The sequence below is a fragment of the Desulfitobacterium dehalogenans ATCC 51507 genome (assembly GCF_000243155.2).
GTDB lineage: Bacteria > Bacillota > Desulfitobacteriia > Desulfitobacteriales > Desulfitobacteriaceae > Desulfitobacterium > Desulfitobacterium dehalogenans.
Map to the genome: position 1 here is coordinate 2,737,068 of NC_018017.1, position 24,584 is coordinate 2,761,651.

29 protein-coding genes and 1 riboswitch are annotated in these 24,584 nt (G+C 45.7%); of the genes, 12 read left to right on the top strand and 17 right to left on the bottom strand.

From position 1 onward, the window contains the following. Window positions 1–15 precede the first annotated feature (15 nt). On the bottom strand, window positions 16–315 hold the full coding sequence (locus tag DESDE_RS13180; RefSeq protein WP_014794509.1) for a phasin family protein: 300 nt from the start codon (window positions 313–315) through the stop codon (window positions 16–18). Window positions 316–459: 144 nt separating this feature from the next. Further along, a riboswitch (cobalamin riboswitch) is annotated at window positions 460–603 on the top strand. Window positions 604–720: 117 nt separating this feature from the next. Here DESDE_RS13180 and DESDE_RS13185 point away from each other — a divergent pair. The 4 genes from DESDE_RS13185 (at window position 721) to DESDE_RS13200 (ending at window position 4,520) form a co-directional block, all read left to right on the top strand. After that, on the top strand, window positions 721–1,692 hold the full coding sequence (locus DESDE_RS13185; RefSeq protein ID WP_014794510.1) for an ABC transporter substrate-binding protein: 972 nt from the start codon (window positions 721–723) through the stop codon (window positions 1,690–1,692). Between the two features lie 88 nt (window positions 1,693–1,780). Then, a complete protein-coding gene (locus DESDE_RS13190) occupies window positions 1,781–2,818 on the top strand; it encodes a FecCD family ABC transporter permease (RefSeq protein ID WP_014794511.1) in 1,038 nt (345 codons plus the stop codon). Window position 2,819: 1 nt separating this feature from the next. Next, a complete protein-coding gene (locus DESDE_RS13195; protein ID WP_014794512.1) occupies window positions 2,820–3,599 on the top strand; it encodes an ABC transporter ATP-binding protein in 780 nt (259 codons plus the stop codon). A gap of 141 nt (window positions 3,600–3,740) precedes the next feature. Continuing rightward, window positions 3,741–4,520 carry a C40 family peptidase gene (locus DESDE_RS13200; protein WP_041917400.1) on the top strand — a complete coding sequence of 260 codons (780 nt, stop codon included), beginning with the start codon at window positions 3,741–3,743 and terminating at the stop codon, window positions 4,518–4,520. Window positions 4,521–4,616: 96 nt separating this feature from the next. On the opposite strand, the gene DESDE_RS13205 is transcribed toward DESDE_RS13200, so the two are convergent. The 3 genes from DESDE_RS13205 to DESDE_RS13215 all read right to left on the bottom strand — a co-directional run bounded on the left by DESDE_RS13205 (window position 4,617) and on the right by DESDE_RS13215 (window position 7,421). Further along, window positions 4,617–5,147: a DUF2628 domain-containing protein gene (locus DESDE_RS13205; RefSeq protein WP_014794515.1), complete on the bottom strand. Its 531-nt coding sequence runs from the start codon at window positions 5,145–5,147 to the stop codon at window positions 4,617–4,619. A gap of 129 nt (window positions 5,148–5,276) precedes the next feature. Then, window positions 5,277–5,507, bottom strand: a complete 231-nt coding sequence (locus tag DESDE_RS21925) for a hypothetical protein (protein WP_050981838.1) — start codon at window positions 5,505–5,507, stop codon at window positions 5,277–5,279. Window positions 5,508–5,831: 324 nt separating this feature from the next. Next, on the bottom strand, window positions 5,832–7,421 hold the full coding sequence (locus DESDE_RS13215; protein ID WP_014794516.1) for a peptide chain release factor 3: 1,590 nt from the start codon (window positions 7,419–7,421) through the stop codon (window positions 5,832–5,834). 224 nt (window positions 7,422–7,645) lie between these two features. Here DESDE_RS13215 and DESDE_RS13220 point away from each other — a divergent pair, with 224 nt between their 5' ends. Then, window positions 7,646–8,104, top strand: a complete 459-nt coding sequence (locus tag DESDE_RS13220) for a YbjN domain-containing protein (protein WP_014794517.1) — start codon at window positions 7,646–7,648, stop codon at window positions 8,102–8,104. 137 nt (window positions 8,105–8,241) lie between these two features. Then, complete coding sequence (locus DESDE_RS13225; protein WP_014794518.1) at window positions 8,242–8,448, top strand: alpha/beta-type small acid-soluble spore protein; 207 nt, start codon at window positions 8,242–8,244, stop codon at window positions 8,446–8,448. 199 nt (window positions 8,449–8,647) lie between these two features. Here the strand turns inward: DESDE_RS13225 and DESDE_RS13230 are convergent, their stop codons facing one another. After that, window positions 8,648–8,848, bottom strand: a complete 201-nt coding sequence (locus tag DESDE_RS13230; protein WP_014794519.1) for a hypothetical protein — start codon at window positions 8,846–8,848, stop codon at window positions 8,648–8,650. 122 nt (window positions 8,849–8,970) lie between these two features. Here DESDE_RS13230 and DESDE_RS22095 point away from each other — a divergent pair, with 122 nt between their 5' ends. From DESDE_RS22095 to DESDE_RS13245, 4 genes are all read left to right on the top strand, one after another. Continuing rightward, a complete protein-coding gene (locus DESDE_RS22095; protein ID WP_014794520.1) occupies window positions 8,971–9,141 on the top strand; it encodes a hypothetical protein in 171 nt (56 codons plus the stop codon). A gap of 70 nt (window positions 9,142–9,211) precedes the next feature. After that, entirely contained in the window at window positions 9,212–9,934 is a 723-nt protein-coding gene (locus DESDE_RS13235; RefSeq protein WP_014794521.1) for a (Fe-S)-binding protein, read from the top strand. Between the two features lie 2 nt (window positions 9,935–9,936). Continuing rightward, window positions 9,937–11,382, top strand: a complete 1,446-nt coding sequence (locus tag DESDE_RS13240; protein WP_014794522.1) for a LutB/LldF family L-lactate oxidation iron-sulfur protein — start codon at window positions 9,937–9,939, stop codon at window positions 11,380–11,382. Beyond that, the gene (locus DESDE_RS13245; RefSeq protein WP_014794523.1) at window positions 11,379–12,047 is read left to right on the top strand and encodes a LutC/YkgG family protein; all 669 of its coding nucleotides are present in this window, start codon (window positions 11,379–11,381) and stop codon (window positions 12,045–12,047) included. Before DESDE_RS13240 ends, DESDE_RS13245 begins: the two co-directional genes overlap by 4 nt. A gap of 68 nt (window positions 12,048–12,115) precedes the next feature. On the opposite strand, the gene DESDE_RS13250 is transcribed toward DESDE_RS13245, so the two are convergent. The 6 genes from DESDE_RS13250 to DESDE_RS13275 form a co-directional block, all read right to left on the bottom strand. Further along, window positions 12,116–12,697 (bottom strand): hypothetical protein, encoded by a 582-nt coding sequence (locus tag DESDE_RS13250; RefSeq protein WP_014794524.1) that lies wholly within the window; start codon window positions 12,695–12,697, stop codon window positions 12,116–12,118. Window positions 12,698–12,856: 159 nt separating this feature from the next. Next, window positions 12,857–13,705 (bottom strand): C-GCAxxG-C-C family protein, encoded by an 849-nt coding sequence (locus DESDE_RS13255; RefSeq protein WP_014794525.1) that lies wholly within the window; start codon window positions 13,703–13,705, stop codon window positions 12,857–12,859. Between the two features lie 72 nt (window positions 13,706–13,777). Next, a complete protein-coding gene (locus DESDE_RS13260) occupies window positions 13,778–15,331 on the bottom strand; it encodes a nickel-dependent hydrogenase large subunit (RefSeq protein WP_014794526.1) in 1,554 nt (517 codons plus the stop codon). After that, on the bottom strand, window positions 15,332–16,261 hold the full coding sequence (locus DESDE_RS13265; RefSeq protein WP_014794527.1) for a hydrogenase small subunit: 930 nt from the start codon (window positions 16,259–16,261) through the stop codon (window positions 15,332–15,334). It lies immediately after the preceding gene. A gap of 443 nt (window positions 16,262–16,704) precedes the next feature. Beyond that, on the bottom strand, window positions 16,705–17,088 hold the full coding sequence (locus DESDE_RS13270) for a DUF4363 family protein (protein WP_014794528.1): 384 nt from the start codon (window positions 17,086–17,088) through the stop codon (window positions 16,705–16,707). 25 nt (window positions 17,089–17,113) lie between these two features. Continuing rightward, entirely contained in the window at window positions 17,114–17,803 is a 690-nt protein-coding gene (locus DESDE_RS13275; protein WP_014794529.1) for a DUF421 domain-containing protein, read from the bottom strand. Between the two features lie 369 nt (window positions 17,804–18,172). On the opposite strand from DESDE_RS13275, the gene DESDE_RS13280 reads away from it, so the two are divergent. Next, window positions 18,173–18,484 carry a UxaA family hydrolase gene (locus DESDE_RS13280; protein WP_014794530.1) on the top strand — a complete coding sequence of 104 codons (312 nt, stop codon included), beginning with the start codon at window positions 18,173–18,175 and terminating at the stop codon, window positions 18,482–18,484. Beyond that, window positions 18,481–19,638, top strand: a complete 1,158-nt coding sequence (locus DESDE_RS13285) for a UxaA family hydrolase (protein WP_014794531.1) — start codon at window positions 18,481–18,483, stop codon at window positions 19,636–19,638. Before DESDE_RS13280 ends, DESDE_RS13285 begins: the two co-directional genes overlap by 4 nt. Window positions 19,639–19,712: 74 nt before the next feature. Here the strand turns inward: DESDE_RS13285 and DESDE_RS13290 are convergent, their stop codons facing one another. The 6 genes from DESDE_RS13290 to DESDE_RS13315 form a co-directional block, all read right to left on the bottom strand. Further along, complete coding sequence (locus DESDE_RS13290) at window positions 19,713–20,633, bottom strand: sensor domain-containing diguanylate cyclase (protein ID WP_014794532.1); 921 nt, start codon at window positions 20,631–20,633, stop codon at window positions 19,713–19,715. Further along, the gene (locus DESDE_RS13295; protein WP_242831253.1) at window positions 20,626–21,279 is read right to left on the bottom strand and encodes a chemotaxis protein CheC; all 654 of its coding nucleotides are present in this window, start codon (window positions 21,277–21,279) and stop codon (window positions 20,626–20,628) included. The genes DESDE_RS13290 and DESDE_RS13295 overlap by 8 nt, the downstream gene beginning before the upstream one ends. Continuing rightward, the gene (locus tag DESDE_RS13300; RefSeq protein WP_014794534.1) at window positions 21,257–21,634 is read right to left on the bottom strand and encodes a response regulator; all 378 of its coding nucleotides are present in this window, start codon (window positions 21,632–21,634) and stop codon (window positions 21,257–21,259) included. Before DESDE_RS13300 ends, DESDE_RS13295 begins: the two co-directional genes overlap by 23 nt. A gap of 211 nt (window positions 21,635–21,845) precedes the next feature. Next, window positions 21,846–22,703, bottom strand: a complete 858-nt coding sequence (locus tag DESDE_RS13305; protein ID WP_014794535.1) for a zinc metalloprotease HtpX — start codon at window positions 22,701–22,703, stop codon at window positions 21,846–21,848. 49 nt (window positions 22,704–22,752) lie between these two features. Next, a complete protein-coding gene (locus DESDE_RS13310; protein ID WP_014794536.1) occupies window positions 22,753–24,078 on the bottom strand; it encodes a hemolysin family protein in 1,326 nt (441 codons plus the stop codon). Between the two features lie 61 nt (window positions 24,079–24,139). Continuing rightward, a complete protein-coding gene (locus DESDE_RS13315; RefSeq protein WP_014794537.1) occupies window positions 24,140–24,520 on the bottom strand; it encodes a hypothetical protein in 381 nt (126 codons plus the stop codon). Between the last annotated feature and the right edge of the window lie 64 nt (window positions 24,521–24,584).

The following is a 24,584-nucleotide window of genomic DNA, read 5'->3' on the forward strand; positions in this document are numbered from 1 at the left end:
AATCTATCCCCAAGTTCATTCCCCAGGCTTCTGGTTTTCCAATTGAGCGATTCGATTCTCCAGCCTTTCCATGTCCGCTTTACTGGGAAGATTAAGTTCTGCCAGGATTTTTTGCACTTGTTCCTTAATCTTGGTATAGATTTCATCCTGCTGATCCTCTCCCTTTTGGATCAGCTCATTCATCCATTCCTTGGATTCGCCGGCAGACAGCTCCCCCTTCTTTACCAATTCGTCCACGACCTTCTCGATTTGCTCTTTGCTCACGACCGCCAAGCCTAATCCCAAGGATAAACCTTTCTTTACTATATCTTGCATAATATACATCCCCCTGTCATGATTTCTATGCGAGTCCTTGCATTAGTATTCACGGGATTTCTGAAAACGATTCTTTATTTGCCATGAAGGCATACTCTAAGTGCATCTTGGCATTGTCAGGTGAATGCCTTATAATGATCTTAATTCAATACTGTACGATTAGGTTCTCAATCCATTTTTGGATAGAGTTAAAAGGGAAGCCGGTTCAATTCCGGCACGGTCCCGCCACTGTGAAACGAGTGAGTCATCACTCCCAAGTCAGGAACCTGCCTAATCATCAGCGACCCTCCTCGAGGACAGGAAATAGGCGCTGCAAGAGTCCACATAGTGCAGCAAAAACCTTTTATCCTGGCGGTAAAAGGTTTTTATTTTGTCTTGCCACCCTAACATGAAAGGAGAACCCAAATGAATAGAAAAAAACGGACACTGCTCACCCTGCTCATAACCCTAGGGGTGACCTTATTTTTGATCAGCGGCTGCAATCCAACCTCACAGCAAGGTGCGGCTTCTCCCGAAACACCGGCTGGACAAGATACCAACCAGTCCACAAGTTACCCTTTAACTTACACAGACGATACAGGAGTGGCAACCACCCTGGAAAAGGAACCCCTGCGCATTATTTGCCTGGCCCCGCCCTCCACGGAGATCTTAAGTGCTCTGGGCCTGGATGACAGGCTTATCAGCTTAACCGTCTATGATAATTACCCGGTGGGTATCCAGGAGAAAGCGGAATACGTCTTTGCAGATAGTTTAAACCCTAATATGGAACAGCTCATCCAGCTCAAACCGGATTTGGTTGTTACAGGGATGCATAACCAAGACTTTATCAACTCCCTGCGCAATTTAGGTATCCCTGTGGTTCATTTAAACCCGCAAAGTCTGGAAAGCACTTATCAAGCCATCGAGAAACTGGGATACATCACCAATACCCAGAAACAGGCACAGACAGTGGTCCAAGGAATGAACGAAAAGGAACAGGCCATTGCGGATAAAGTGGGGACTATCAAGGAATCCGACCGGGTCAAGGTATGGATTGAAGTGGATCCGGGCCTTTTTACCGCCGGTGAAGGAACTTTTCTTAATGAGCTCATCACCAAAGCGGGGGGAATCAATATCGCCAGTGATGTCCAAAACTGGGCACAATACAGCGAGGAGCAGGTGATTGATAAGAACCCTCAGGTTATCCTGAGCACCTACTCTTACTATATGGATAATGTAAAGGCCACTATCTTAGCCCGTCCAGCTTGGCAAGGCATTGATGCTATTGCCCATGACCGTATTTACGATCTGGACAGTGATATGGTTACCCGCTCCGGTCCCCGGATCATTGACGGCCTGGAGACGATCGCCAAAGCCCTTTATCCGGATCTTTTCTAACCCGCAGCCTTTTGTATTTTTGATACGGCATATAGTATTCAGTATGGGGAGAGACTTATTGACTTGAATTTAAGGAGGACAACATGAGATGAATTCCAGAACTTTCCCCAAAGGCATCACATGGATTTTGGCCCTGTCCTTTCTCCTGCTTCTTTCCGTTGTGATCTGTGTAATGACCGGCTCTGTCTCCCTGCCCTTTCATCTTACCTGGAAGATTATTTTAAGCCATCTGCCTTTTTTTAACTTTGACCCCAGCTGGACTCCTGCCCAAGAATCCATCGTTTGGAATCTGCGCCTGCCCCGCGTCTTTTTAGCTTTGATCGTAGGGGCTATGCTGGCTACCTCAGGAGTGGCCTTTCAAGGGATTCTGCGCAATCCTTTGGCTGATCCCTATATCTTAGGGGTCTCTTCCGGAGCTGCCTTTGGAGCAGCCTCAGCTATCCTCTTTTTTCGCAGCTTTTCTTTCTTTGGTCAATCGGTCCTGCCCCTTTTCGCCTTTGCCGGGGGTCTTATTTCATTGGCCTTTGTCTTCTCTCTATCCAGACAGCACGGTCAATTTGAGCGGGAAATCTTAATTTTGGCCGGTGTGGTGGTGCAGGCTTTGCTGAGTGCTTTTCTCTCCCTCCTCATTGCTGTTTCCGGCGAGCAGATGCAGCAGATTATCTTCTGGATGATGGGGAGTCTCGCCAACAGCAACTGGCAGAATGTCCTTATCCTTCTCCCTTATTTTCTCATCGGCTTGACCTACCTTCTCTTTCAAAACCGGGAGCTTAATGTCATTGCTTTAGGGGAAAGAGCTGCGACTCATCTCGGAATTAATGTGGAGAGGAAAAAAATCGCCATTCTAATCGTTGGCTCCTTATTGGCCACCGCCGCTGTTTCCATGGTGGGCATCATCGGCTTCGTAGGACTTATTATTCCCCATCTTATGCGTCTTCTGGTAGGGCCTGACCACCGAATTCTTTTGCCGGTATCCACTTTAGCGGGAGCAATCTTTCTTTTGTGGTCGGATACCATTGCCAGAACCCTGCTCCAATCACAGGAGATTCCTATCGGAGCGATTACAGCTTTTGTGGGTGCGCCCTTTTTCGCTTATCTTTTAAAGAGTGGTTTAAGGAGGGGTTAAGATGAACGTGTTCGAGATTCAGAACCTTAATCAACATTATGGCTCCTTTGCTGTTTTGCGAGATATCTCCTTCACTATAGGTCAAGGAGATATGTTTGGAATCATCGGCCCCAATGGCAGCGGCAAATCAACTCTGGTCCGCACCATCAGCGGTCTTCAGCCGCCTACCTCCGGGAAGGTTCAACTTATGGACAGACTTCTTTCCTCCTATACCTCCAAAGAACTGGCCCGCCAAATCGCCGTCCTGGAGCAGGAAGGCACCCCTGCCCTGCCCTTTACCGTAGAGCAGATCGTATCCATGGGGCGCTATCCCTGGTTAAAGCCCTTTGCCGATCTAGGCCACCATGACAAGGCTGTGGTGGAGAACATACTCGTTAAACTGAACCTTTGGCATAAACGCTCCCAAAAGGTCAGCACCCTAAGCGGCGGTCAACGCCAACTAGTCTCTCTGGCCCGTGCCATGGCTCAGGAACCCCAAATACTCATCTTGGATGAACCCACCACCTATTTGGATATCGGACACCAAATCTTAGTCATGGATCATGTCCGTCAGTGGCATGATGAGTTAGGAATCACTGTGATCATGGTCTTGCACGATTTGAATATAGCGGGTCAATATTGCAACCGGATTCTCCTTCTGGATCAAGGGGAAATCGTCACCTGGGGCAAAAAAGAAGACGTTCTCCTGGAAGAAACTCTAGCCCAAGTGTATAAAGCGGATTTAGTTCAAGTTCATCATCCCAAATTAGGAGTACCTCAATTCCTATTGAGCGGAAAATGATTCCTGAGATTAACAAAACCTGGCGATTTAACCAATCATCCTCTAAGGACATCGTGAAAAAGTTATTTTATACTGAAGACAACCTGTTAGAATCTGATAGGTTGTTTTTTGTTTTGAAAGGAGAAATTTATGAAGAACCTTATGAAAAAAAATATAAATAAAAATCGTTACAAGAAAGTCCTTATTACTGGAATGGTTCCGATAGTGTCCTTGGGACTTTTCGCTACGACCCTCTTTGCTTACCCTCAGACCATTTCAGAACCTATAGCACCTCAAAGTATAGCTTTGACTGAGGAAACTGCCCTTGCCCCTCAAGCCTATTCCGAAACAACCTTGGCCTCCAGTGCTTCGCTTGCCAATGTCGAGGCCACCAGACAGTCCGTAACCAGTGAAATCTCCCGTGGGTCCAAATCCACTCAGCCTGCGCCTTCTCAAGCTCCGAAGACTACCCCTTCAACCTCTCCCGCCACCTCTTCCCAAAAGTCTTCCAACACAAGCAAAAGTGCTGCCAACACCCCCAAAGTCTCCGCCAAATCCAGCACACCGGTGAGTACCTCCAAAGCCACTGCCGTAATCAACACTGCCAAAAAATATATTGGAGTGCCTTATGTTTGGGGCGGCACCACCACCAGCGGATTTGATTGTTCAGGATACACCCAATATGTCTTCGCTCAGCATGGCATTTCCTTACCTCGGGTATCCCGGGATCAATATAATGTAGGAACGGCTGTTTCCTTCAGCAACCTCAAAGCCGGAGACCTGGTCTTCTTCTCATTGGACGGGGATAAAGTCATTGATCATGTGGGAATCTTCCTGGGAAATGGACAGTTCATCAATGCCTCCAGTTCAAAGGGAGTAACCATTTATACCATGGGTTCCTACTGGCAATCCCACTTCATTGGGGCAAAACGCGTCCTCTAGTCAGCCGGAGCCATTCGTAATCGATTATGAATTTCTAACCCTATGAAAAGGGAGTATCGCCGCTACTTTTTAAGCAGCCGGCGATACTCCCTTTTTTTATGTATGGATAACTCCATTGAGCAAGGACGTTAAATAGCCCAGAATAATATTATAAAGAAAGAGCATTAGACATGTTGCCAAAATCCCCCGCCAATTAGGGCCTCCTTCGGCAGCCGCTCTCCTGCGGATTTCTTCAGATTCCAGGCCCGATTCTTTCAGCTGATCTAATTTTCTGCGAATATGACGATAGTATAGAGCATTGCCAAAGGCCCCCATAAGTAAGGAGATCACGATGGTTATCCGAATGTCGGGCTCCCATCCCAGCACGAAAATATAAGCCACATCTCCAGCCAGCATAATCCCTACCAATAGAGCGAGGTATACATACATTTGACGATAGCCCACCCAGAAAGCAAAGACAAAGAAGGCTGCCCAGTTCCAGGAAAATGCCTTCTCCGGAGCAGAGGTCTTACTCCATTTGCGCAGATAATAATCCGCATTCTTCCCAATATACAAGCTCATCAGTTCCTGCTTTTCCAGCTCCTGGTAGTCGTAGACCTTAAAGAATCCCTTCCCCTGCTCCTCCATAGGTACACCTTCTCTCGATGCATTACCTCATTATAGCATGTATGCTTAGAACCTACCCAGAAAAAAACCGAAAGCTAAGTCTCCAGGATTTTGCTTTCGGCGTTCACTCTATAAGCTGCGCGGAGCAATCTAATCGCTCAAGACCTCCGCTGCGTCGGGTCCCCGCCCAAATCGCTCCTGCTCAATGGGCGGTTGGAAACGTCCTGTTTCCAACCCGACTCCGCTGCAGCCTTTTCGCGAAGATTGCTTACCTGCTCGCTTAGAATCCGTTCTCTGCCTTAAAGCAAAATCCCTGGGCTGCCTTTCGGGCTTGAGCGGCGCGGATGTAGGGATAAGCTTCCAGGCCCAGACACTTTTCATCCCAGCCGACGCCGCCTGCGGCGAGCCGGCTACCCTGGAAAAGAGTCGATAAAAGACCCGCAAGCGTAGCTTTACGCACAAAAGCGAACGGATTTCACTGTGTATAAGGCAGCTAAGGCTTCTGATTCGCTTCACTCACCATAAGCCAAGCTTTCTTTAAGCGGAAGGGCGGCTGGGTTAACGAGGCTTTCTTAACATAGCGGAGCCACCGGTTCACATCAGGTACTACCCGGAGGTTTGGCGCAGCTGTTAAGAAAGCGAGTTGACCAGCCCTGGAGCTATGAAGTGAGCGTTGTGCGTAAAGCTACCCTGACCCGAGCTTTCTTACTCTCTAATAGGCTGCGGATAAAAATCTATCCCATAGCGTTCGCTTAACCAATTAGCCTTCCATTTGTCCAAAAGCAGGACAGCATAATTCTCATCCTGATCCAAGACCACCATACTCATACTGGATTCCTTAAGAATACGAATCTTTTCTTCATCCTTAGGTATCCATTGGACAATTTCGTAGGGCAGACTGTTGATTTGAACCTCTACTCCATACTCGTCCCGCAGTCGGTATTCCAAAACTTCAAATTGGAGTTGGCCGACTACCCCTACCACGGGAGCCTCTACCCCAATATTCAAATCCCGGAAGACATGGATAGCCCCCTCTTCCTGAAGCTCCTGTATCCCCTTAATGAATTGCTTCCTTTTCAGGGCATTGGCGATGCTGACCCGGGCAAAGTTCTCCGGGCTGAAAAAAGGCATGGCTTCAAATTCGATACCATCCTTTTCCGCCAAGACATCACCGATGCGGAGCACTCCACTGTCATGAACCCCAATGATATCTCCCGCATAGGCCTCATCCAAAATAGTCCGCTCCTGGGCGAACAGCTGCTGAGGCTGAGCCAGCCTCATTTTGCGATGAGTCCGATTATGAATGACATTCATGCCCCGTTCATATCTGCCTGAGCAAATGCGGATAAAGGCAATACGGTCCCGGTGCATTGCGTTCATATTAGCTTGAATCTTAAAGACAAACCCTACAAATTGCGGACTTGCCGGTTCTAAAGTACCCATGTTGGATTGTCGCGGTGCCGGAGCCGGTGCTAGCTCTAAGAAACTATCCAGGAAGTTGGGCACCCCAAAATTATTCAAAGCACTTCCAAAAAACACGGGAGTTACTTCCCCCCGATCCACTCGTTCCTTATCAAAGACATTCCCGGCCATATCCAAAAGCTCAATCTCCTCTTGGAAGCGATTGAGTAAGTCTTCCCCAATCCATTCCCTGATCTCGGGATCATCAACATGACCTGTCCGGCGTGTATCGTCATTGCCTTTACGCAGTCCGTCGGTAAAGCACTCCACATTACCCGTTTCCCGGTCATAGATTCCTTTAAAATCAGCTCCGTCGCCTATAGGCCAATTCATAGCATAAGCTTCAATGCCTAAGACTTTCTCTACTTCATCCATAAGATCGATAGGGTGCTTTCCTTCCCGATCCATCTTGTTAACAAAGGTAAAGATGGGAATTCCCCGACGTTTACAGACTTCGAAGAGTTTAATGGTCTGTACTTCCACACCTTTTGCCGCATCGATCAACATCACGGCACTATCCGCGGCTGTCAGGGTGCGATAGGTATCTTCACTGAAATCTTGGTGACCTGGGGTATCCAGAATATTGATGACAAATCCTTGATAATTAAACTGCATGGCACTGGAAGTGATGGAAATTCCCCTTTGCCGTTCTAATTCCATCCAGTCCGAAGTAGCATACCGTTGGGTCTTTCTTGCCTTGACATTCCCCGCCAAATGGATAGCTCCCCCAAAAAGCAGCAGTTTTTCAGTTAAAGTGGTCTTCCCCGCATCAGGGTGTGAGATAATAGCAAATGTTTTTCGAGAACTGATGTGTTCTTCAAGGGATATGCTCACAAAGTTTACTCCTTACTCTATAAATTAAGATCAATAGGATCTTTTCGTAATAGGATTGACCGCTCCATAACGATGAACAGCATTTTATTATAACATAATAAATTCTACGAAAAAAGGAATCAGAATGACTCCAATGGACAGGATTTCTGCTTTTTATCCTTGTTAACTTTGCAGGAATCACCATCAGCATGTGGAAATAGTATAGGTAAAGGAGGGGACTTGCTATGACGCTCTTTGAAGTTCTGTACAATACCCTTAAAAAGGACTGTTGGAAATTTGACTTCGACCAAAAAAACGAGCTGTTCCGTTTAGAAATTCGCGGTATTAACTGTGATTTTGTCTCTTTCATTATTGTTGATGAAGAGCAGGAGTCGCTGCTTTGCAATACACATATCAAGCAAAAGATACCTTTTGCCAAGCGCGTAGAAGTCTGCAACTTCATGAATCGGATTAATCATGAACTTGCCATTGGTAATTTTGAAATGGATATGGATGATGGGGAAATTCGTTTCCGGACCTACCTGGATTCTGCCAATTCAGAGCCTTCCCAGGAACAGCTCATTAATCTTATCTGGAATGGTGCACAAACCTTTGATACTTATTATCCTGGATTAATCAAAATCATATCCGAAGACTATCCGGCTGAGGAAGCGGTTCGAATCTGTTCCCAAGATGATGACTAAGTATTTTTTCCTTTTATTAGAATTAATAGTTGATTGATGATGATTAAACCAACAATTACCTGTTTATTTTCTCCTGCTGATTCAGATAATAAGATCGTCTCACTAACTAATACAAATTACTTAAGGAGGGACCCTACATGGCAGGAGAAAGAAACACTAACCAACCAGCAACACAAGGTGCATCACAATCATTGGATCAATTCAAGTATGAAATCGCAAATGAACTCGGCGTTCAATTGGGCGGCGACCGCACCAGCCGTGAAAACGGTTCTGTCGGTGGAATGATGACCAAACGCATGATTCAATTTGCAGAAGAAAACCTCAAAAGAGGAACCCGCATCTAACTGTACATTAACCTTATGAGAGGTATCCGCAAGGATACCTCTTACTATTTGGATAAAGAAAACCCGACTTCGCCGAGCTTTAAACGCATGCTCGCAAATGAGGCGAAGTCGCTGGTTGCCCTTATGCTTAGTAAGTATAGTGCGCAAGTTTATACTTTCTGATAGTGCAAATAAAGAGCGGTTTTCCCGCTCCTTATTTCTAGTATTTTATCGTTCCGTCTGTCTCCTTAAGAAACTTCTTCTTAGAATCTAAATGTTTTCGCACGTCTTTTAATTGATGGGGTGAGAGCTCCTCAGCATTCTCGGCAAGAAACTGTTCATTTTCTTGGATATTTTTTAGGGTCAACTCTATTTTCTTTAACTCTTCCTTCTGCTGCTTATTGCCGTCTTTTCTAGGCATCTTCTTATCACCTCAAACTTATTTTTCCCCTAATTCGTCAAAAAACTTTAGTAATATCTCCCAATTTGATATAATAACAAGGTACATAAGAACGGATTATGTCTTAGAAAGGAGATTTTATTGTGAAAGTTAAGGCGATCAGTTCTTCCGCCCCGCGACTCCTTGAGCATGAATTGAATCAATGGTTGGAGGATAATCGCTGGGTCAACATTGTAAATATTACTCAAAGTTCAGGTCCAACCCATCTCATCTGCCTTTGGTATGAAGAACCCAATGTTCCCGTGCTGGGTTAGCAATGGATAAATCCAAATAATTCATGCCATAATAAAAAAAACAAGCATCGAATGAAGGGACTGTAGCTTCATGAAAATCTCGCTCTTTATTACCTGTCTTGGAGACACCATGTTTCCGGATCTTGGTGAAACCATGTCCAAAATTTTTACCCGGTTGGGGCATACCGTAGACTTTCCTGAAGGACAATTTTGCTGCGGCCAGATCTCTTTTAATTCCGGTTATATGGAGGATACCCGCACAGTAGCTCGGGCGACCATTGACGCTTTCGAAAACAGTGAAGTGGTGGTAGCGCCCAGTGGTTCTTGTATTGGAATGATCCATCATAATTATCCCACCTTATTTAAGGATGACCCAGTGTATGCAAAGAAAGCCAAAGACCTGATCGACAAGAGCTATGAGTTCACACAATTCGTAGTCAATGTCCTTAAAACCCCGGATCTCGGCGCCCGTTATAAGGCCAAAGTCACATATCATCCTTCCTGCCATGCCACTCGTCTCTTAGGGCTTCGGGATGAACCTATGGCTATACTGCAAAACATCCAAGGCTTAGAGATTCTCCCCCTACCGGAAGCCCATCTGTGCTGCGGGTTTGGAGGTACTTTCTCCATTAAGATGCCCAAAATATCCGAAGCCATGGTTGCTGAAAAAGCTGAGCATGTTTTGGCCTCCGGCGCTGATATTCTGACCGGCCTGGATATGGGCTGTCTTATGAATATATCCGGCTATATGGAGAAACATGGCCGCTCCATTCCGGCCATGCATGTCATTCAATTGCTCGGAAAGGGGATGTAACTATGTCACTGGATAATCATTATGATGTCGACGCTGCTTTAGATAAAGCTCTCAAAGATGATTTTTTACGTAAGGCAACCCGCCGGGCTACAGATAGGCTGAGAAACAATAAACTCGCCATTACGGAAGAACTGGGTAACTGGGAAGAATGGCGCCATGTAGGAGAAAGAATCCGTAATCACGTGGTCGAAAACCTGGATTATTACCTTAATATGCTCATTGAAAATGTGGAAAAGAACGGAGGTCACGTTCATCTTGCCAAAACACCGGAAGATGGGGTAAGAATCGTTCAGGAGATTTTCAAAAAACATGGATTTAAATCCGTGATCAAATCCAAATCCATGATTACAGAAGAGATTCACCTCAACCCTGTCCTGGAGAAAGACGGTATTGAGGTAGTTGAGACCGATTTGGCCGAATATATCATCCAGATTGCCAATGAGCCGCCCTCTCACATCATTGTCCCGGCCATGCATAAGAACCGCGACCAAATTGCCAAACTCTTCGAACCCATAGCCGGACACCCGCTAGACTCAGATACTCCAACCTTGACCAAATTCGCCCGGGAACAGCTGCGGGAAAAATTCCTTACGAGTAAAATCGGAATAACCGGCTGTAACTTTGCCGTAGCGGATACAGGAACCATTACTATGGTTACCAATGAGGGTAATGGCCGAATGACCAGCACTTTGCCCGAGGTACAAATCACGATGATGGGGATGGAGCGGATTGTTCCTTCATTCAAGGAACTCAGTGTCCTTCTCAATCTGCTGGCCCGCAGCGCCACAGGACAACGCCTCTCGGTCTACACCACGATGATTACACCACCCAAGCGGGAAGAGGATCTTGACGGACCTAAAGAATGGCATTTGGTCATTCTCGATCACAATCGCTCGGAAATCCTTGGGGATGTGGATTTCCGCTCATCCCTTCGTTGTATCCGCTGCGGAGCCTGCTTCAATGTCTGCCCCGTTTATCGCCAAGTCGGCGGACATGCCTATGGTTCCGTTTACTCAGGTCCGATCGGAGTCGTCATTACTCCACTATTGGAACAGGATTATGAGAAATGGGGACATCTCCCTTACTACTCCTCCCTCTGTGCGGCCTGCTCCGAAGCTTGCCCGGTACGGATTCCCCTCCATGATTTGATCGTCAAGCATCGGGACCGCAAGGTCCTCAAGGGGCTCACTTCCGGTGTGGAAAAGAAACTCTTCAAATACTATGGCCACTACTTCTCCCATCCCAAAACTCTCAGCAAGTTTGTCCGCTTAGGATCGAAATTCCAGTTTATCCTCATGCGCAACGGCAAAATTACCTCAGGACCACCCCCGATTAATAACTGGACCAACAGCAAGACTCTGCCCCCTATAGCCAAGCAAATGTTCCGGGATAAATGGCCGGAGTTGGAGAAAGATCTAAAAAACATGCAGCGGGGTGATAAAGAATGAGTGATCGTCAAGCATTTATCGCAAACATCGCTAAAAAACTTGGGCGTCCCACTCCCACCTCTGTGGAACCTATTAAACTCAACTTTCCCCTCTATCGTCTAGATTCCCAGGAGGAACGGATCGATAAATTTATGAAAATGTACGAAGCCATGGGAGGCAAAGCAGCCACAGCCTCCACCCATGAAGAAGCCGCCCGGGCTTTGAAGGAATGGTTCGGCGAAAAACCTCAATGGCTCAGCCCTAACTCCATTGTCACTTGGAATGAGCTCCCGACTATGGCCCGTGCCAGTTTAGAAGAGCTGGATTGGCCGGCCCATTCCTATGCCGATCTTCCTGCCGATGAACGCAATGCCATCATGGATAAGACTGAATTGGGCATCACCGGAGCAGACTTCGGCATAGCTCAATCCGGGTCTCTCGTTTTAAAAAGCGGCTCCAAACGGGGACGCGGGGTCAGCCTGGTACCCATTCGCCATCTGACCTTTATCCCGGCATCTTTCCTCAGGGACAGTCTCGACCAAGTCCTTGAGGAACTCATGGGAACAGACATTCCGGCAGCTATCGAAATCATCTCTGGACCAAGCCGTACTTCAGACATTGAGATGGATCTTTCCATCGGTGTCCATGGCCCTGTAGAGGTTTATTGTATCGTTATGGCGGAATAATATCTCAGCACATAAGGCGGGAACTCAACATAACCCTTGAGTTCCCGCTTTTTTTACTACCTAGGCATCTATAGATTGGTTTCTATACTTTGAGCTTTAAAATAATTGATGATATTCTCTTTCTCGCCTACTTCCACATGAACTACGGGTTGGACCTCTCCCCCATCAATTCCGCTCCACCGAAAATATAGGGTTTGCTCATACTGTTGATAAATGATCGGATCGGCATATTCCAGATGAAGAACAATATAGTATGGACTGACATAGGGCTCACTAATATCCACTTCGTAAGAGTCCAAAGCGATCACTAAACTGGAGCTCATATCTTGAGGTATCTCATTCACTAAATAATTGGGTTCATTTTGGATGGGCTTATCTTGTAATTTTTCCTCAAAGACTATGGTTCGGCTGGCCAAATTCTCCGCAGGATGAATTCCTACATTAGTAAATTTAAATTCAAGTTTTAAACCGGATTTCAACTCAACCTTAGGAGGTTCCCGCAGGGACAAGTAAGGACGTGAAGATTCGCGATCGATTTTCCAGGCATTAAGCGTTACTGCAACCGTAATCGTGGCGGTAAGTGCCAAAATAGAAGTTCCAACAGTTGCGACAATGCTGCTCCATTTTGTAAATTTATCTCCAAAGCTCATACTAACCGCCCCCCTTCTAAACCAACACCTTTTAGTGTCTTCATATTCATGCTTTATATTCGTTGCCGCAGTGAGCTCTATACATAAAGAGAATAGGGAGGTAGCGTAGACGAAAAAAGACAGCACCCTAAAGTACTGTCTTTTAACCTTTCAATTATGTTATTTTAATATATTCCAGCTCCGCTTAATATGATCGACCAGGTTATCGGGATCAACATCGGTATGACATTGTGCACAATCCATCATTCCCCGGGTATTTTCCAAAGAATGTCCTTTACCGTGACACATCATGCAGTCGTCCACCACTTCATTCTTATAAACGGCCTTGAAATTATTGCTATGGAATTGATTCAACAGCTCTACAGTTTTAGCAGCTACATCTGCCGTAATACGAGCACAGCGCTCACTTCTGGCCTTGCTCTCGGCCTTGAGGCCGCTGGCGTCACACCACACACTCACTGAAACGTGGCAAAGAGGTGATTTGGCGACACTTTTTTCTATGGGGCCCTCATATTCCAAAGCCTTGCCTGCTGCAGGCATGAATTCAGGAAAGGCGAAATCGCAATACCAACCGAACAATTCGCTGACGACCTTATCCGCATCTTTCTTTTCCATGGTATAGTTAATGGCCGTAGCCGCACCGATCAAGGCTCCGCACAGGGTGCCCCACCCTCCGCCGCCGGTACCGCCCCAACCCAGAACCTGTGTAGGAACATGAGTGTAGGGATAACCTACCTTTTCTTTTAATTGACCGATCACCGCCTCAAAGACGCCATAAGAGCATTTGGATTTGCCATAACCTCCATAGCCGTCCAGCTTAGCCTTTTCCGGGTCCAGCTGGACATAAGGGTATGGGAAACTCGGTGGCTCACAATGTTCCCCGGAGGGTAATTGGGCAGCCTCAGCCGCCTGGGTGTGAAAGACGCTTGTGCCGACAGCTAAAGCTCCTGCAGCCAGAATACCGGATTTTAAAAACTTTCTCCTTGACATATCTCTTTCTTCACTCATTGAAACAGCCTCCTTTTTATGATTACCTTGCCTTAGAACTTCTCAATTCTTAAAACCGAATCTATTGGTCTATCAGAGCCTTACTATCTTCTCCCCATCAGCATCAATGAGGTGCACAGCACATGCCAGACAAGGGTCAAAGGAACGAATCACCCGGACCACATTGACAGGATTATCCGGATCAACGGGCAGCCCTTTCAAGGCTTGCTCAACAGGACCCGGCATGTTCTTCTCATCACGGGGAGAACTATTCCATGTGGTGGGGACGACCATTTGATAATTGCTGATGACATTATTGTCGATCTTGAGCCAATGCCCCAAGGATCCTCTGGGAGCCTCATTAAGGGCTACTCCTTGACCTTGGGCGGGGGGTTCCCAGTGGCTGGAATCGTGAATAGCTGGGCGGCTGCCCTTCCTTCCCAGTAATTCCTCTAAATCATTCAGCCAACGGTACATGGAGCTTGTCATAAGTAAAGTTTCCTGAGCACGGGCGAGATGACGGGCAACTGCTCCGGGTTTTATTCCGTAACGGCTCATCAAGTCGAGCAGTCCCGAATGCTGCATAACCATCATCCGTGCCAGCGGTCCCACTTCAGCCGCCTCTCCCTTATACCGGGGAGATTTAATGAAGGAATAAGCTCCTTTTTTATCAAAGTCGATGACGGTGTCTCCGTCCCAGGGATTGGCGGGCTCACCCTCCTTGTACCAGGCGCTGGCAACGCTTTCCGTAATCTTGCTCATATCCAGCTCTTCGACAACACCCGGAGCTTTGCCACTGATAAAGCCGCCCCTAAACAACGTCTCTGTGCCTGAATCATCCATAGGAAAACCACCATAGGCAATATAGCTCCCTGAACCTGCACCCACTCCAGCTTTCCCCAGACCTAACAGGGGACCTGTACAAAAACTTACCACATCGGGAACATAAACCAGCTCGGCAAAGGACACGACCTCATTGAGCAAGGTTCTAAAGGCATCCAATTGCTCTTTCCGGGGGTAGATCGTCACTCCACCCACGACAATACTGGATTGATGGGGCTGCTTACCTCCCAGAATAGCCGACATCTTCTTGGCTTTACCTTGAATCTTTAAAGCCTCCAGATAATGAGCCAGAGCGGTTATCACGATTTCCGGATCGTTTACGGAATAACGATCAGGTTGATAGCGGGGGGTCAGAGGGGCGGTATCCCCTGCTTTAACTAAAGACAGTATCTTATTTTTAACAGCCAGAAGTTCCGGAGCATTTCCTTTATAGTGATCGACGGCTAAAACGTCGAGATAATCAAGTGCCGACAAATGATAGAAATGCAAAGGATGGTCGTGCAGCCATAGTGATCCGGCGATGAGATTGCGAATAAGCTGGGCGGCACGGGGTACATCGGCTCCATGGGCATCTTCAACAGCCATTGCCGAGGTCCAACCGTGTGACGCCATACACACTCCGCAAATCCGTTCGGTAATATAGACGGCATCACGAGGGTCCCGGCCTTGGAGAATCTGTTCAATCCCCCGGAACATGGTCCCCTGAGCCCAGGCATTGGTAACGATACCCTTTTCAATTTCCACTTCAACCCGTAAGTGGCCCTCAACCCGTGTGACAGGGTCAATAACGACACGCTTAGCCATCTACTTCACCTCCTTGGGGTTCACGAACAAGGGAGCGAATCCCTCATAATACTCAGGCTGACTGCAGCCCGCACAGGGTGAGCCGGCATAACCGCAGAAATTAGCCCCGTCATTCCACCAGGAATTGGCACAATTGGTGTAAGTCTCTTTTCCCTTGCACCCCTTGTGATAAAGGCACCAATCCAGAGTGTCCGGATTATTCCAATCCTCCAGATACTCTCCCTGTTCGTAATGCATGCGGCGATAACAACTATCATGTAAGGTATAGCGATAATAAGCTTCCGGCCGATTAAGCCCGTCGAGCTTAGGCAAAGCATTCTGACTCAGATAATATAAGAGTAGACCCACTAACCGATCAGGCTTAACCGGGCAGCTGGGGAGGTTTACCACCTTAACTCCTTCGAGGACCTCCTGAGCGCCTACTGCTCCAGTGAGCCCAGCACGGGGAATCCCGCCATAACAAGCGCAGGAACCGACGGCGATCACCGCTTCAGCTTTGGCCGCAGCCATTTTGAATTGTTCGATAAAGGGTTTCCCCTCCACAAAGCAATACCGGGGGTCCGCTGTGGGAATCGAACCCTCCAGGACAAGTATGTAGTGACCTTGAGTTATACACTCTTCTAAGCTCTGAATGGCTTGCTCCCCTGAAGCCGCCATCAGTGTAGGATGGTAGCGTACCGATAGGAGATCGAGGATAATCTGCTCCGGCCCTGGGTCTGCTGAAGATAACAGGGATTCGCTGCACCCGGTGCACCCTTGCCCTTGCATCCAAATCACCGGCTTTTTGGACAAATTTGCTTCAGCTGCCTCCGCAATTTGAGGCGCTAAACTCAAATCAATCCCCAGGGCTGCGCATGTGAATGTGCACAGTTTCAAAAAGTCCCTTCTGGATATCCCTCTTCTTGCGAGGCGCTGATATCCATTTTCCATAAATTGATCCTCTCCTTTCACCTTCCTTATTTTTTTGCAGTTTTTTATTATGATAAAAGCATGAAGTCCTTATAAAACCCTCTAGTGAATGTTCGGACTTGTACTACCATCTATCTTCTGAGGTTATCTCTTAATTTGCTACGGTAAAACATCAATATTTTATATCATGTTAGATAATTCAGATAACCATAATCATGTTAATGTGAACACTTTATCAATTTCTATGATACATCCTTTTTATTACCAATTCTACAGTAAAGTGTTAATTTTTTAATTAGTATTCTTAATCATGCTATAAATATTTCGTATGATATCACTGAGTTTACTAATATAATAAGAAGGTTTCTAATACTGCTTTTAACCTTTATTCTGGCGTATAAATAACTCAACGGGGCCAACCCTTATTTATTTGATCTTTTAGCCGCCCCGCTGAATAGGTTGTTTCAAAAAATATTTTGAAGTGTAATCATCCCTTTATCGGCAATATGATTAATTAGCATGCGCAAGGCACACACCTCTCCTAAGCTTAAAACCATTTCATTTTCCTTGATATACTGCTCCAACCTTATCAAACTGAGATCAATCTCATCGATCTCCTGGTGATCAATCAATATGCTCCAAAGCTTTTTGGTTTCACTCCACTCCTGGCTGAATTTCCCGATTTCCTGATCGGCATTGCTCCAGCTCTTGGTTCGTATCTGCTCCTCCACATTGACCAATTTTTCCACCATGATATCCGTCGATTCACTGACATAGTGGTTCTGCCAATAGCCCCCAAGTACTAGCATTAGGATAAGTATGCCTGCTACAAGATACGTTCTCAGCATAGAACATCCTCCTTTTGCTGCAGCTTCATCTCTTTTTGGTATATCGTTCCTTGCCTTGTAGATATAAATTATCCGCTGAATCCAGGCAGGCAAAAAGCACCTCTTCTATGCCCTTCAATTTGTGCCTTTTGATCTGTTTATCCAGCCAAGCCCGATCTTTGCCCGACATGGCAAAGGCTTTTTCCTGCAAAATTCCATCCATTATAAACACAATCGGCAAGCCTTCATAGCTTGTTTTCAGCTGCAAATCTTCCGGAGTAACGGGACGTTTCGATGATTTGGGTAATACGCTGATCTGGCCATTGGTTTCAAGGATGGCAAATTCTACATCGGTAATATTGGGAATACTTCTCATTCTTAATTCTTCCACCAAATCTGTTAAGGGCAGACGATTGCGGACTAATTCATGCTCAACGATCCTTCCCCTTTCGATCAGGATAGAAGGAGTACCATTCAGGATATCCCGGGCTTTCTCGCTCTTCAACTCCAGATAAGACAGAGAGATGCTCATAAGAACCAAGACTATCATGGGGATAATTCCTGAGATAAGAGGAATTCCAACATCTTCACTGGGAATGGCTGCTAAATCAGATATCATAAGAATGACGACCAATTCAAAGGGTTGCAATTGGCCAATTTCACGTTTTCCCATAAGACGCAAGGCCGTAATAACAAAAAAGTAAAGAATCAAGGTTCTGATCGCAGTAATTAGCATAATTTCATTATGTAACTCCTTCCGATGGTTTCTTTGTCACATAGGAAAACCTATTATTAGTCCTCAAGGCGGAAAGACATATGCCTGAATAGTTTTCTCCATCCCCATAGTTTTATTCCCCTAAACATTCCTTTAAATTGATAGCGAAAATTCTCTCATCCTGTATTAATACACAAATTAAGGTCTTATGTTATAATATAGGAAACTTGCTTCAGATGGAGTTTCAACTCCTATCTGAAGCTTAGTTGACTTGTCCAGGGCTTAGCACCACTTACCTCCCGCTTAAAATGCAGGAGCCTTAGTGGCGGTTAGCAATGGATAAATTGTGTTCTATCATAGAGAAATCCAATTAAGAATGGAGGAGCAGTGGTGAAAAAACAAGCGGTTGTAATTTATGAAAAGGACAATGTGGCTACCTGTGTCGATCATATACCTGCCGGTACCACGATTTCTTTTTTCCGCGGAGGCCAAGAAGAAACACTAACGGTTCATCAAGACATTCCTTTAGGGCATAAGGTGGCTATCCGTCCAATTGCTAAAAGGGGCGATATTGTGAAATATGCGGAAAGCATTGGACTTGCTACCGTAGATATTCAACCCGGCCAGCATGTTCATGTCCATAATATGGAGTCACAACGGGGTCGCGGGGATTTAGATTCTTTAAAGGAGGATACAGTATGAACATTTTCGGATTTCGACGTCCCGATGGACTCTTTGGAATACGCAACCATCTTTTAATCCTTCCTACTTCAGTCTGTGCGACCACTGTTGCTTTTAATATAGCTGCTCAAATCCCTGGCGCCATAGCTATCCCCAACCAGCACGGATGTTGCCAGCTGGGTGCTGATTTCGAGCAAACCCTACGAACCTTGATCGGTATAGGCAAAAACCCTAATGTGGGCGCTGTGCTTGTTGTCGGCTTAGGTTGCGAAGGGATACCTATTCAGCATACCGCAGAGGAAATCGCCAAGTCCGGGAAACCGGTGCAAACCCTTATCATTCAGGAAAATAGCGGTACCTTAAAGACCACCTCCCTCGGTATCCAAATCGCCGGTCAGATGGCTCGCACCCTCTCGATGCTCAAGGGGGAAGAAGCACCCATCAGCGAGTTATCTCTGGGCATTGAATGCGGCGGTTCTGATTTCACTTCAGGTTTAGCCTCCAATCCCGCCGTTGGCACAGCCTCTGATCTTATGGTCAAGGCCGGGGGCACAGCTATGCTATCCGAGACTACAGAGTTCATCGGTGCTGAACATGTTCTGGCCAAACGGGCCAAATCTCCGGAAGTCGCCGAAAAACTCATCCGAATCGTAAAGGAGGCCGAGCTGCGTGCCAAACAGCTCCATGTGGATTTAAGGGATGGTCAGCCGACCCCCGGAAATATTGCCGGCGGGATCAGTTCTATCGAGGAAAAATCTTTAGGCTGTATTTATAAAGCCGGTCACTCCACCATTCAAGACGTTTTGGCCTATGGCGAATCTCCACAGGGAAAAGGCCTCTATGTTATGGATACTCCGGGGCAAGATGTGGAGTCTATGATCGGAATGCTTGCCGGAGGTGTACAGCTCATTGTATTCACTACAGGACGAGGTACCCCCACCGGCTCACCCATTGCTCCGGTTATTAAAGTGACCGCCAATTCTGATACTTACGTAACTATGGAAGACAATATCGACCTTGATCTCTCCTCCATCATTTCCGGGGAAGCAACCATTGAGGATAGCGGCCGCCGGATTTTCGAGGAAATGCTGGAAGTAGCCAGGGGTAAATTAACCAAATCAGAAAGCTTAGGCCATCGGGAATTCGGTATTTTCCGCATCGGCTCAACCTTTTAGAAATACTTATATCACATTAATTAATACGAGCCACGACAATAATTGTCGTGGCTCGTATAATTCCGATCTCAGCCCTATCTACACGCGGTTTTAATCCGGGATTTAGCAAGATACATAGCTTGATCAGCCTTAGCAATAAGCCGATTCAGACTATCTCCATCGGCTGGATAAAAACTGATCCCTATACTCAGGCTGATTTCCACTTTTTCTCCGGTTAGATTGATGAAACGATCCGGATGATTGCTGATTCGAGAAGCAATGATCTCGTAATTATGAGCGGCCAGGAGATGAGGTAAGAGGATGAGAAATTCGTCGCCGCCGTAGCGGGCAACGGTATCATCCTTTCGGATAACTTGAGTTAAAATATTGGCAACTTGAACCAATGCTTTATCCCCGGCTTCATGACCATAGGTATCATTGATCTCTTTGAACTTATCGACATCGATAAACATAACACCTAAAATGCCGCCACTTCTTTTTGCGCTTTCCAAATATTTTTCGGCCAATTTGTAAAAAAATGTCCGGTTATGAATGCCTGTTAAGCTATCATAATAAGCCATATTCTCAATATACTTCTTTTTCTCTTTAAGCTCTTTATTGACTTTACTTAGTTCAGCTACATAATTCCTTAAGCGGGCAATCTGAATAAATTGACTGGTTACATCGATAAACTCCAAGAGCAGAAGCTTAGAGCTCCCCTCCTCAAAGGAGCTTATCTTGATATTGAAATCGTAGTCTGAATGGAGCAAATGCTTATGCAGTCCGGCGGACAGAAACATTTTACTGCCATTGTTTAAGCAATTCAGAAGGACTTTTTCGATATAGGTATTATAAAATTTGGGCAGTACCTCATAAAGGGGCTGTTCCTGGACCTCTTTGCTCCTAAATGGTATAAAGCCCAAAAGGTATTGATTGGCATAAATAATTTTAAACTCTTCGTCAAGGATTAAAATACCGATATCCAGATTATTGAAGACACTCATCCATTTATTCATTCAATTCAACTTCAATCTTTTCAATTTTACTCATGAGCTCCTGCAAAGAAGTCAAGGTTAAATTTATCATAATAGCACCATCGATCTCCGTTTCATCAATAATAAAGGTAATATACAATAAAATCATATTCCTTGCGTAGTGTTCATTGTTTTTAATATCTTGGGCAAAATCCTTCTTATTAAAGACCTTTACTTCAGGCAAGGAGTAATCTAAATTGATTTCCAGATAGTTGCTTACCCCTCCCACAATGCAATTCAGCACAATATTACCGATTTCCCTGATAATATCAAAATCAACGTCTGAAAAGCTTAAATCACCAATTTCCTCAGTGGCAACTTCATTCATGCAAAGGTTAATAAACTGTCTCATCTTCTCCGCGGGAAAAATGAGGTTGGCCTTGCCTGTTAATTTATTCTCAAAGCAGATTGAAGAGACCATCAAAGTGCCATCAACATCCATGGGCAAAAAAGCATCCACATCGGCGCTGTTGTCCTTAATATCGATGATCTCAATACTGGGAACATTTAATATCAAGGTCCGATTAATCATTTCCGATAGCAAACTTGCGGCCTGCCCCACGCTAATGTTGAATAACTCATTCAAAATATCAAATTTTAACGATTTATCCTCGCCCATCATAATCATTCCTTATTAACTCGCATATTACCTTTGCCTTTTCTTCATTAAAAGGCTTATTAATAAATTGCAATATATCATATTGATTTATTTCTTCCCGGACATTTTTTTGAATATCCGCAGAGACAACAACGATCTTAGCGTCATGATCATATTGTTTGATAAGATTAAGGAGCTCTCTCCCATGGAGCTTAGGCATTAATAAGTCCAAAAACACATAATCGGGCTGAAGAGCTTTATACCGTTCAAGCCCTTCCAGGCCGTCATTGGCAAAGGTGATCTCCGCATCCTTCAAAAACAGTTTAATATACTGGGCATTGACCTTTTGGGAAAAGACCGAATCATCAACAATTAAAATTTTCACAATCCATCCCTTACCTCTCAAATCGTGTTAACCCTTACTTCTTCGAATCAATAATATATAATAATACTTCTAAGCATGATTAAATTCTAAACGGAACACCCGGAAAAAGCAACAACATTCTGGATGGGTTTACATGAATAGCCAGCCAGGCAAGAGCGTGAATTCTCTTGAACCTGGCTGGCTATAGTTTTGGCTACTATGAAAAAGCCCGTTAGCGGCGTTCCATAGTATTAAGTCGCTTTACCCTCTCTTCAATGGGAGGATGGGTGCTGAATAAATTCGCCACTCTGCGGGCTTTCAAAGGATTGACGATGAACATATGACTTGCGGAGGGGTTAACATCCATCGGGATGACAGCCGAACTTCTCTCCAATTTCTGAAGAGCGTTGGCCAGCCCATAGGAGTTCCCAGCAATCTCCGCTCCCGTGGAATCGGCCAAGAATTCCCGGGACCGGGATATTCCCATCTGGACCAGCATCGCTGCAATAGGCCCTAAGATAATCAAGGGAAGGGCAGCCAGTCCGGATGCTCCATCCTCATCATCTCCGTTTAAACCTCCGAACATCAATGCCCACTGAGCCCAATTGGCTAACATTGTAATGACACCGGCCATGACTGCTGCCAGAGTACTGATAAGAATATCCCGATTCTTAATGTGAGCCATTTCATGGGCTAATACCCCTTCCAGCTCTTCACGATTAAGCATCTGCATCAATCCTTGAGTCACCGCAATAGCAGCGTGATTAGGATTGCGACCGGTAGCAAAAGCATTGGGCTGAGGGGATGGGGTCATATAAAGCCTGGGCATAGGCAAGTTGGCCTGATCGGCAAGCTTCTCCACCATCGCATAAAGCTCGGGGCTTTGCTCACGGCTGATAGGCTGGGATTTAGTCATAGCCAGAGCCATTTTATCACTAAACCAATAGCTTCCAAAATTCATGACTATCGCAAAGATAAAGGCTATTTGCATGCCGCCAGTGCCACCTATAGCACGTCCGGCCAAAATCACAAGAACAGTTAATAAACTCATTAGAAAAACAGTCTTTAACTGGTTTCCGAATCCATTCATAGTACGACAACTCCTTTCAGATCCACAACTACCCAATAGGATTGGCTGCTTATTTTGCACTATCTTCCTGAATACCCCCAGGTATTTCTGAGGCATTCACAGCCGATCTCCGATTGGTTCTAACTCTGGTGATTCTAAATCCAACCACTTCCATGACAGTAAAGGTATAGTCCATGAAATCAATCAGATCTCCTTTTACCGGTTTACGGCCCAGCCGATTGAAGACAAAACCACCTATCGTGGAAACGGTCTCATCTTCGAATTCGACACCTAATAACTCGGTTAGATCATCAAGAAGGACCCGGCCATTGATGAGGTATTCGCCCTCTCCACTCTTCATGATCTCTGCTTGATCCGCACTTTCAAATTCATCATAGATTTCCCCGACGAGTTCCTCAATGAGATCCTCGATGGTCACCATACCGGCTGTCCCCCCAAACTCATCCACTACAACGGCCAGATGGGTTCTTTGGACACGCATTTTTTGCACTAAATGGGAAATGGGCATCCCTTCGGGGACGATGAGGATATCCCGCTTCAATTCACCAATATTTTTTACCGATGATTCAGCAAGGGACAAAAGATCCCGCATATGAACCAGTCCGATCACATTATCCTTATCATCGTCGCAGAGAGGGTAGCGGGTGTGTCCGGCTGTCTTTACTGTTTCAAGGACCTCTTCCATGGAATCCTGAATGTAGAGGCACACCATATCTTGCCGGGGAACCATGACCTCGCTGACCACACGATCGGAAAATTCAAAGACGTTATCCAGGAGCTTTCCTTCCATCTTATCCAAGATACCATGACGTTGGCTGGCATCCACAAGCATCCGCAGTTCTTCCTCGGTATGTGCAAGGTCCGCCTCATTAGCCGGAGATATCCCCCAACGTCTTAGAATCATGTTGGCAATCCCATTTAGGGCACGAATAACCGGATAAAAGACCTTATAGAAAGTCTTTAAGGGGCCGGCAGTCCACAAGGCTGTATCTTCCGCCCTTTGAATGGCAATGGATTTAGGAACTAATTCCCCCAGGACGATATGCAGAAAAGTGATAAAGAGAAAAGCAATGACCACGGATACTGTGTGAGTCAGAACTCCATCCCATGTTACGAAGTTTTTAAAAAGTGGTGCAAGCAAGGTAGCGATAGCCGGCTCCCCTAACCACCCCAGCCCCAATGAGGCTAAAGTAATTCCCAGTTGGCTGGCAGAAAGATAGGCATCCAGCTGAGAGGTTACATCAAGGGCCACGGTCGCTTTCCTGGATCCTGTCTCCGAAAGCTCGGCAAGACGGGTCTTCCTCACCTTAACCAAAGAAAATTCAGCCGCCACAAAAAATGCATTGAGGGCAACAAGGAACAATGCAGCAATCACTTTTGCAATGCTCCAAAATATACTGTCGATTTGGATTCTCCTCCTTTTATTCTATACTTGTCTAATCAGTATAGACATAAGTTGACCCATACCATACCATCACGATCCAGTGTTTCAGTTTTTGGACGGGATCCTCTGTTGTTCCTCTATTAATTTCCCACATCTGGGGCAATGGTACACTATCCAAATCGATTTTTTCGGGTAAAACAGCCAAGGCGCCGAAGATCACAGCTCTTGGCGCCTGATTAATACTTGAATTATATTTTAATATCCAGAGTCCGGTTTGGGGTTGTTCAAAAGCCACGTAAGGGCAAAGAGCTAAGGCCAAGCCTAAAAAAAGACAAAGGAAAACGGCAACATATTGCTTTGTCTTTCCCTGTTCTATTCTTGCAAAGACATTATCATATGGAACTGCATGGGCAGGTAAAGGGTCGTCGTCCACGATGTTCTCTCCTCTAATCCATTTACTAGTCGATTATTACTTAATATATACTATAGAGCATAGT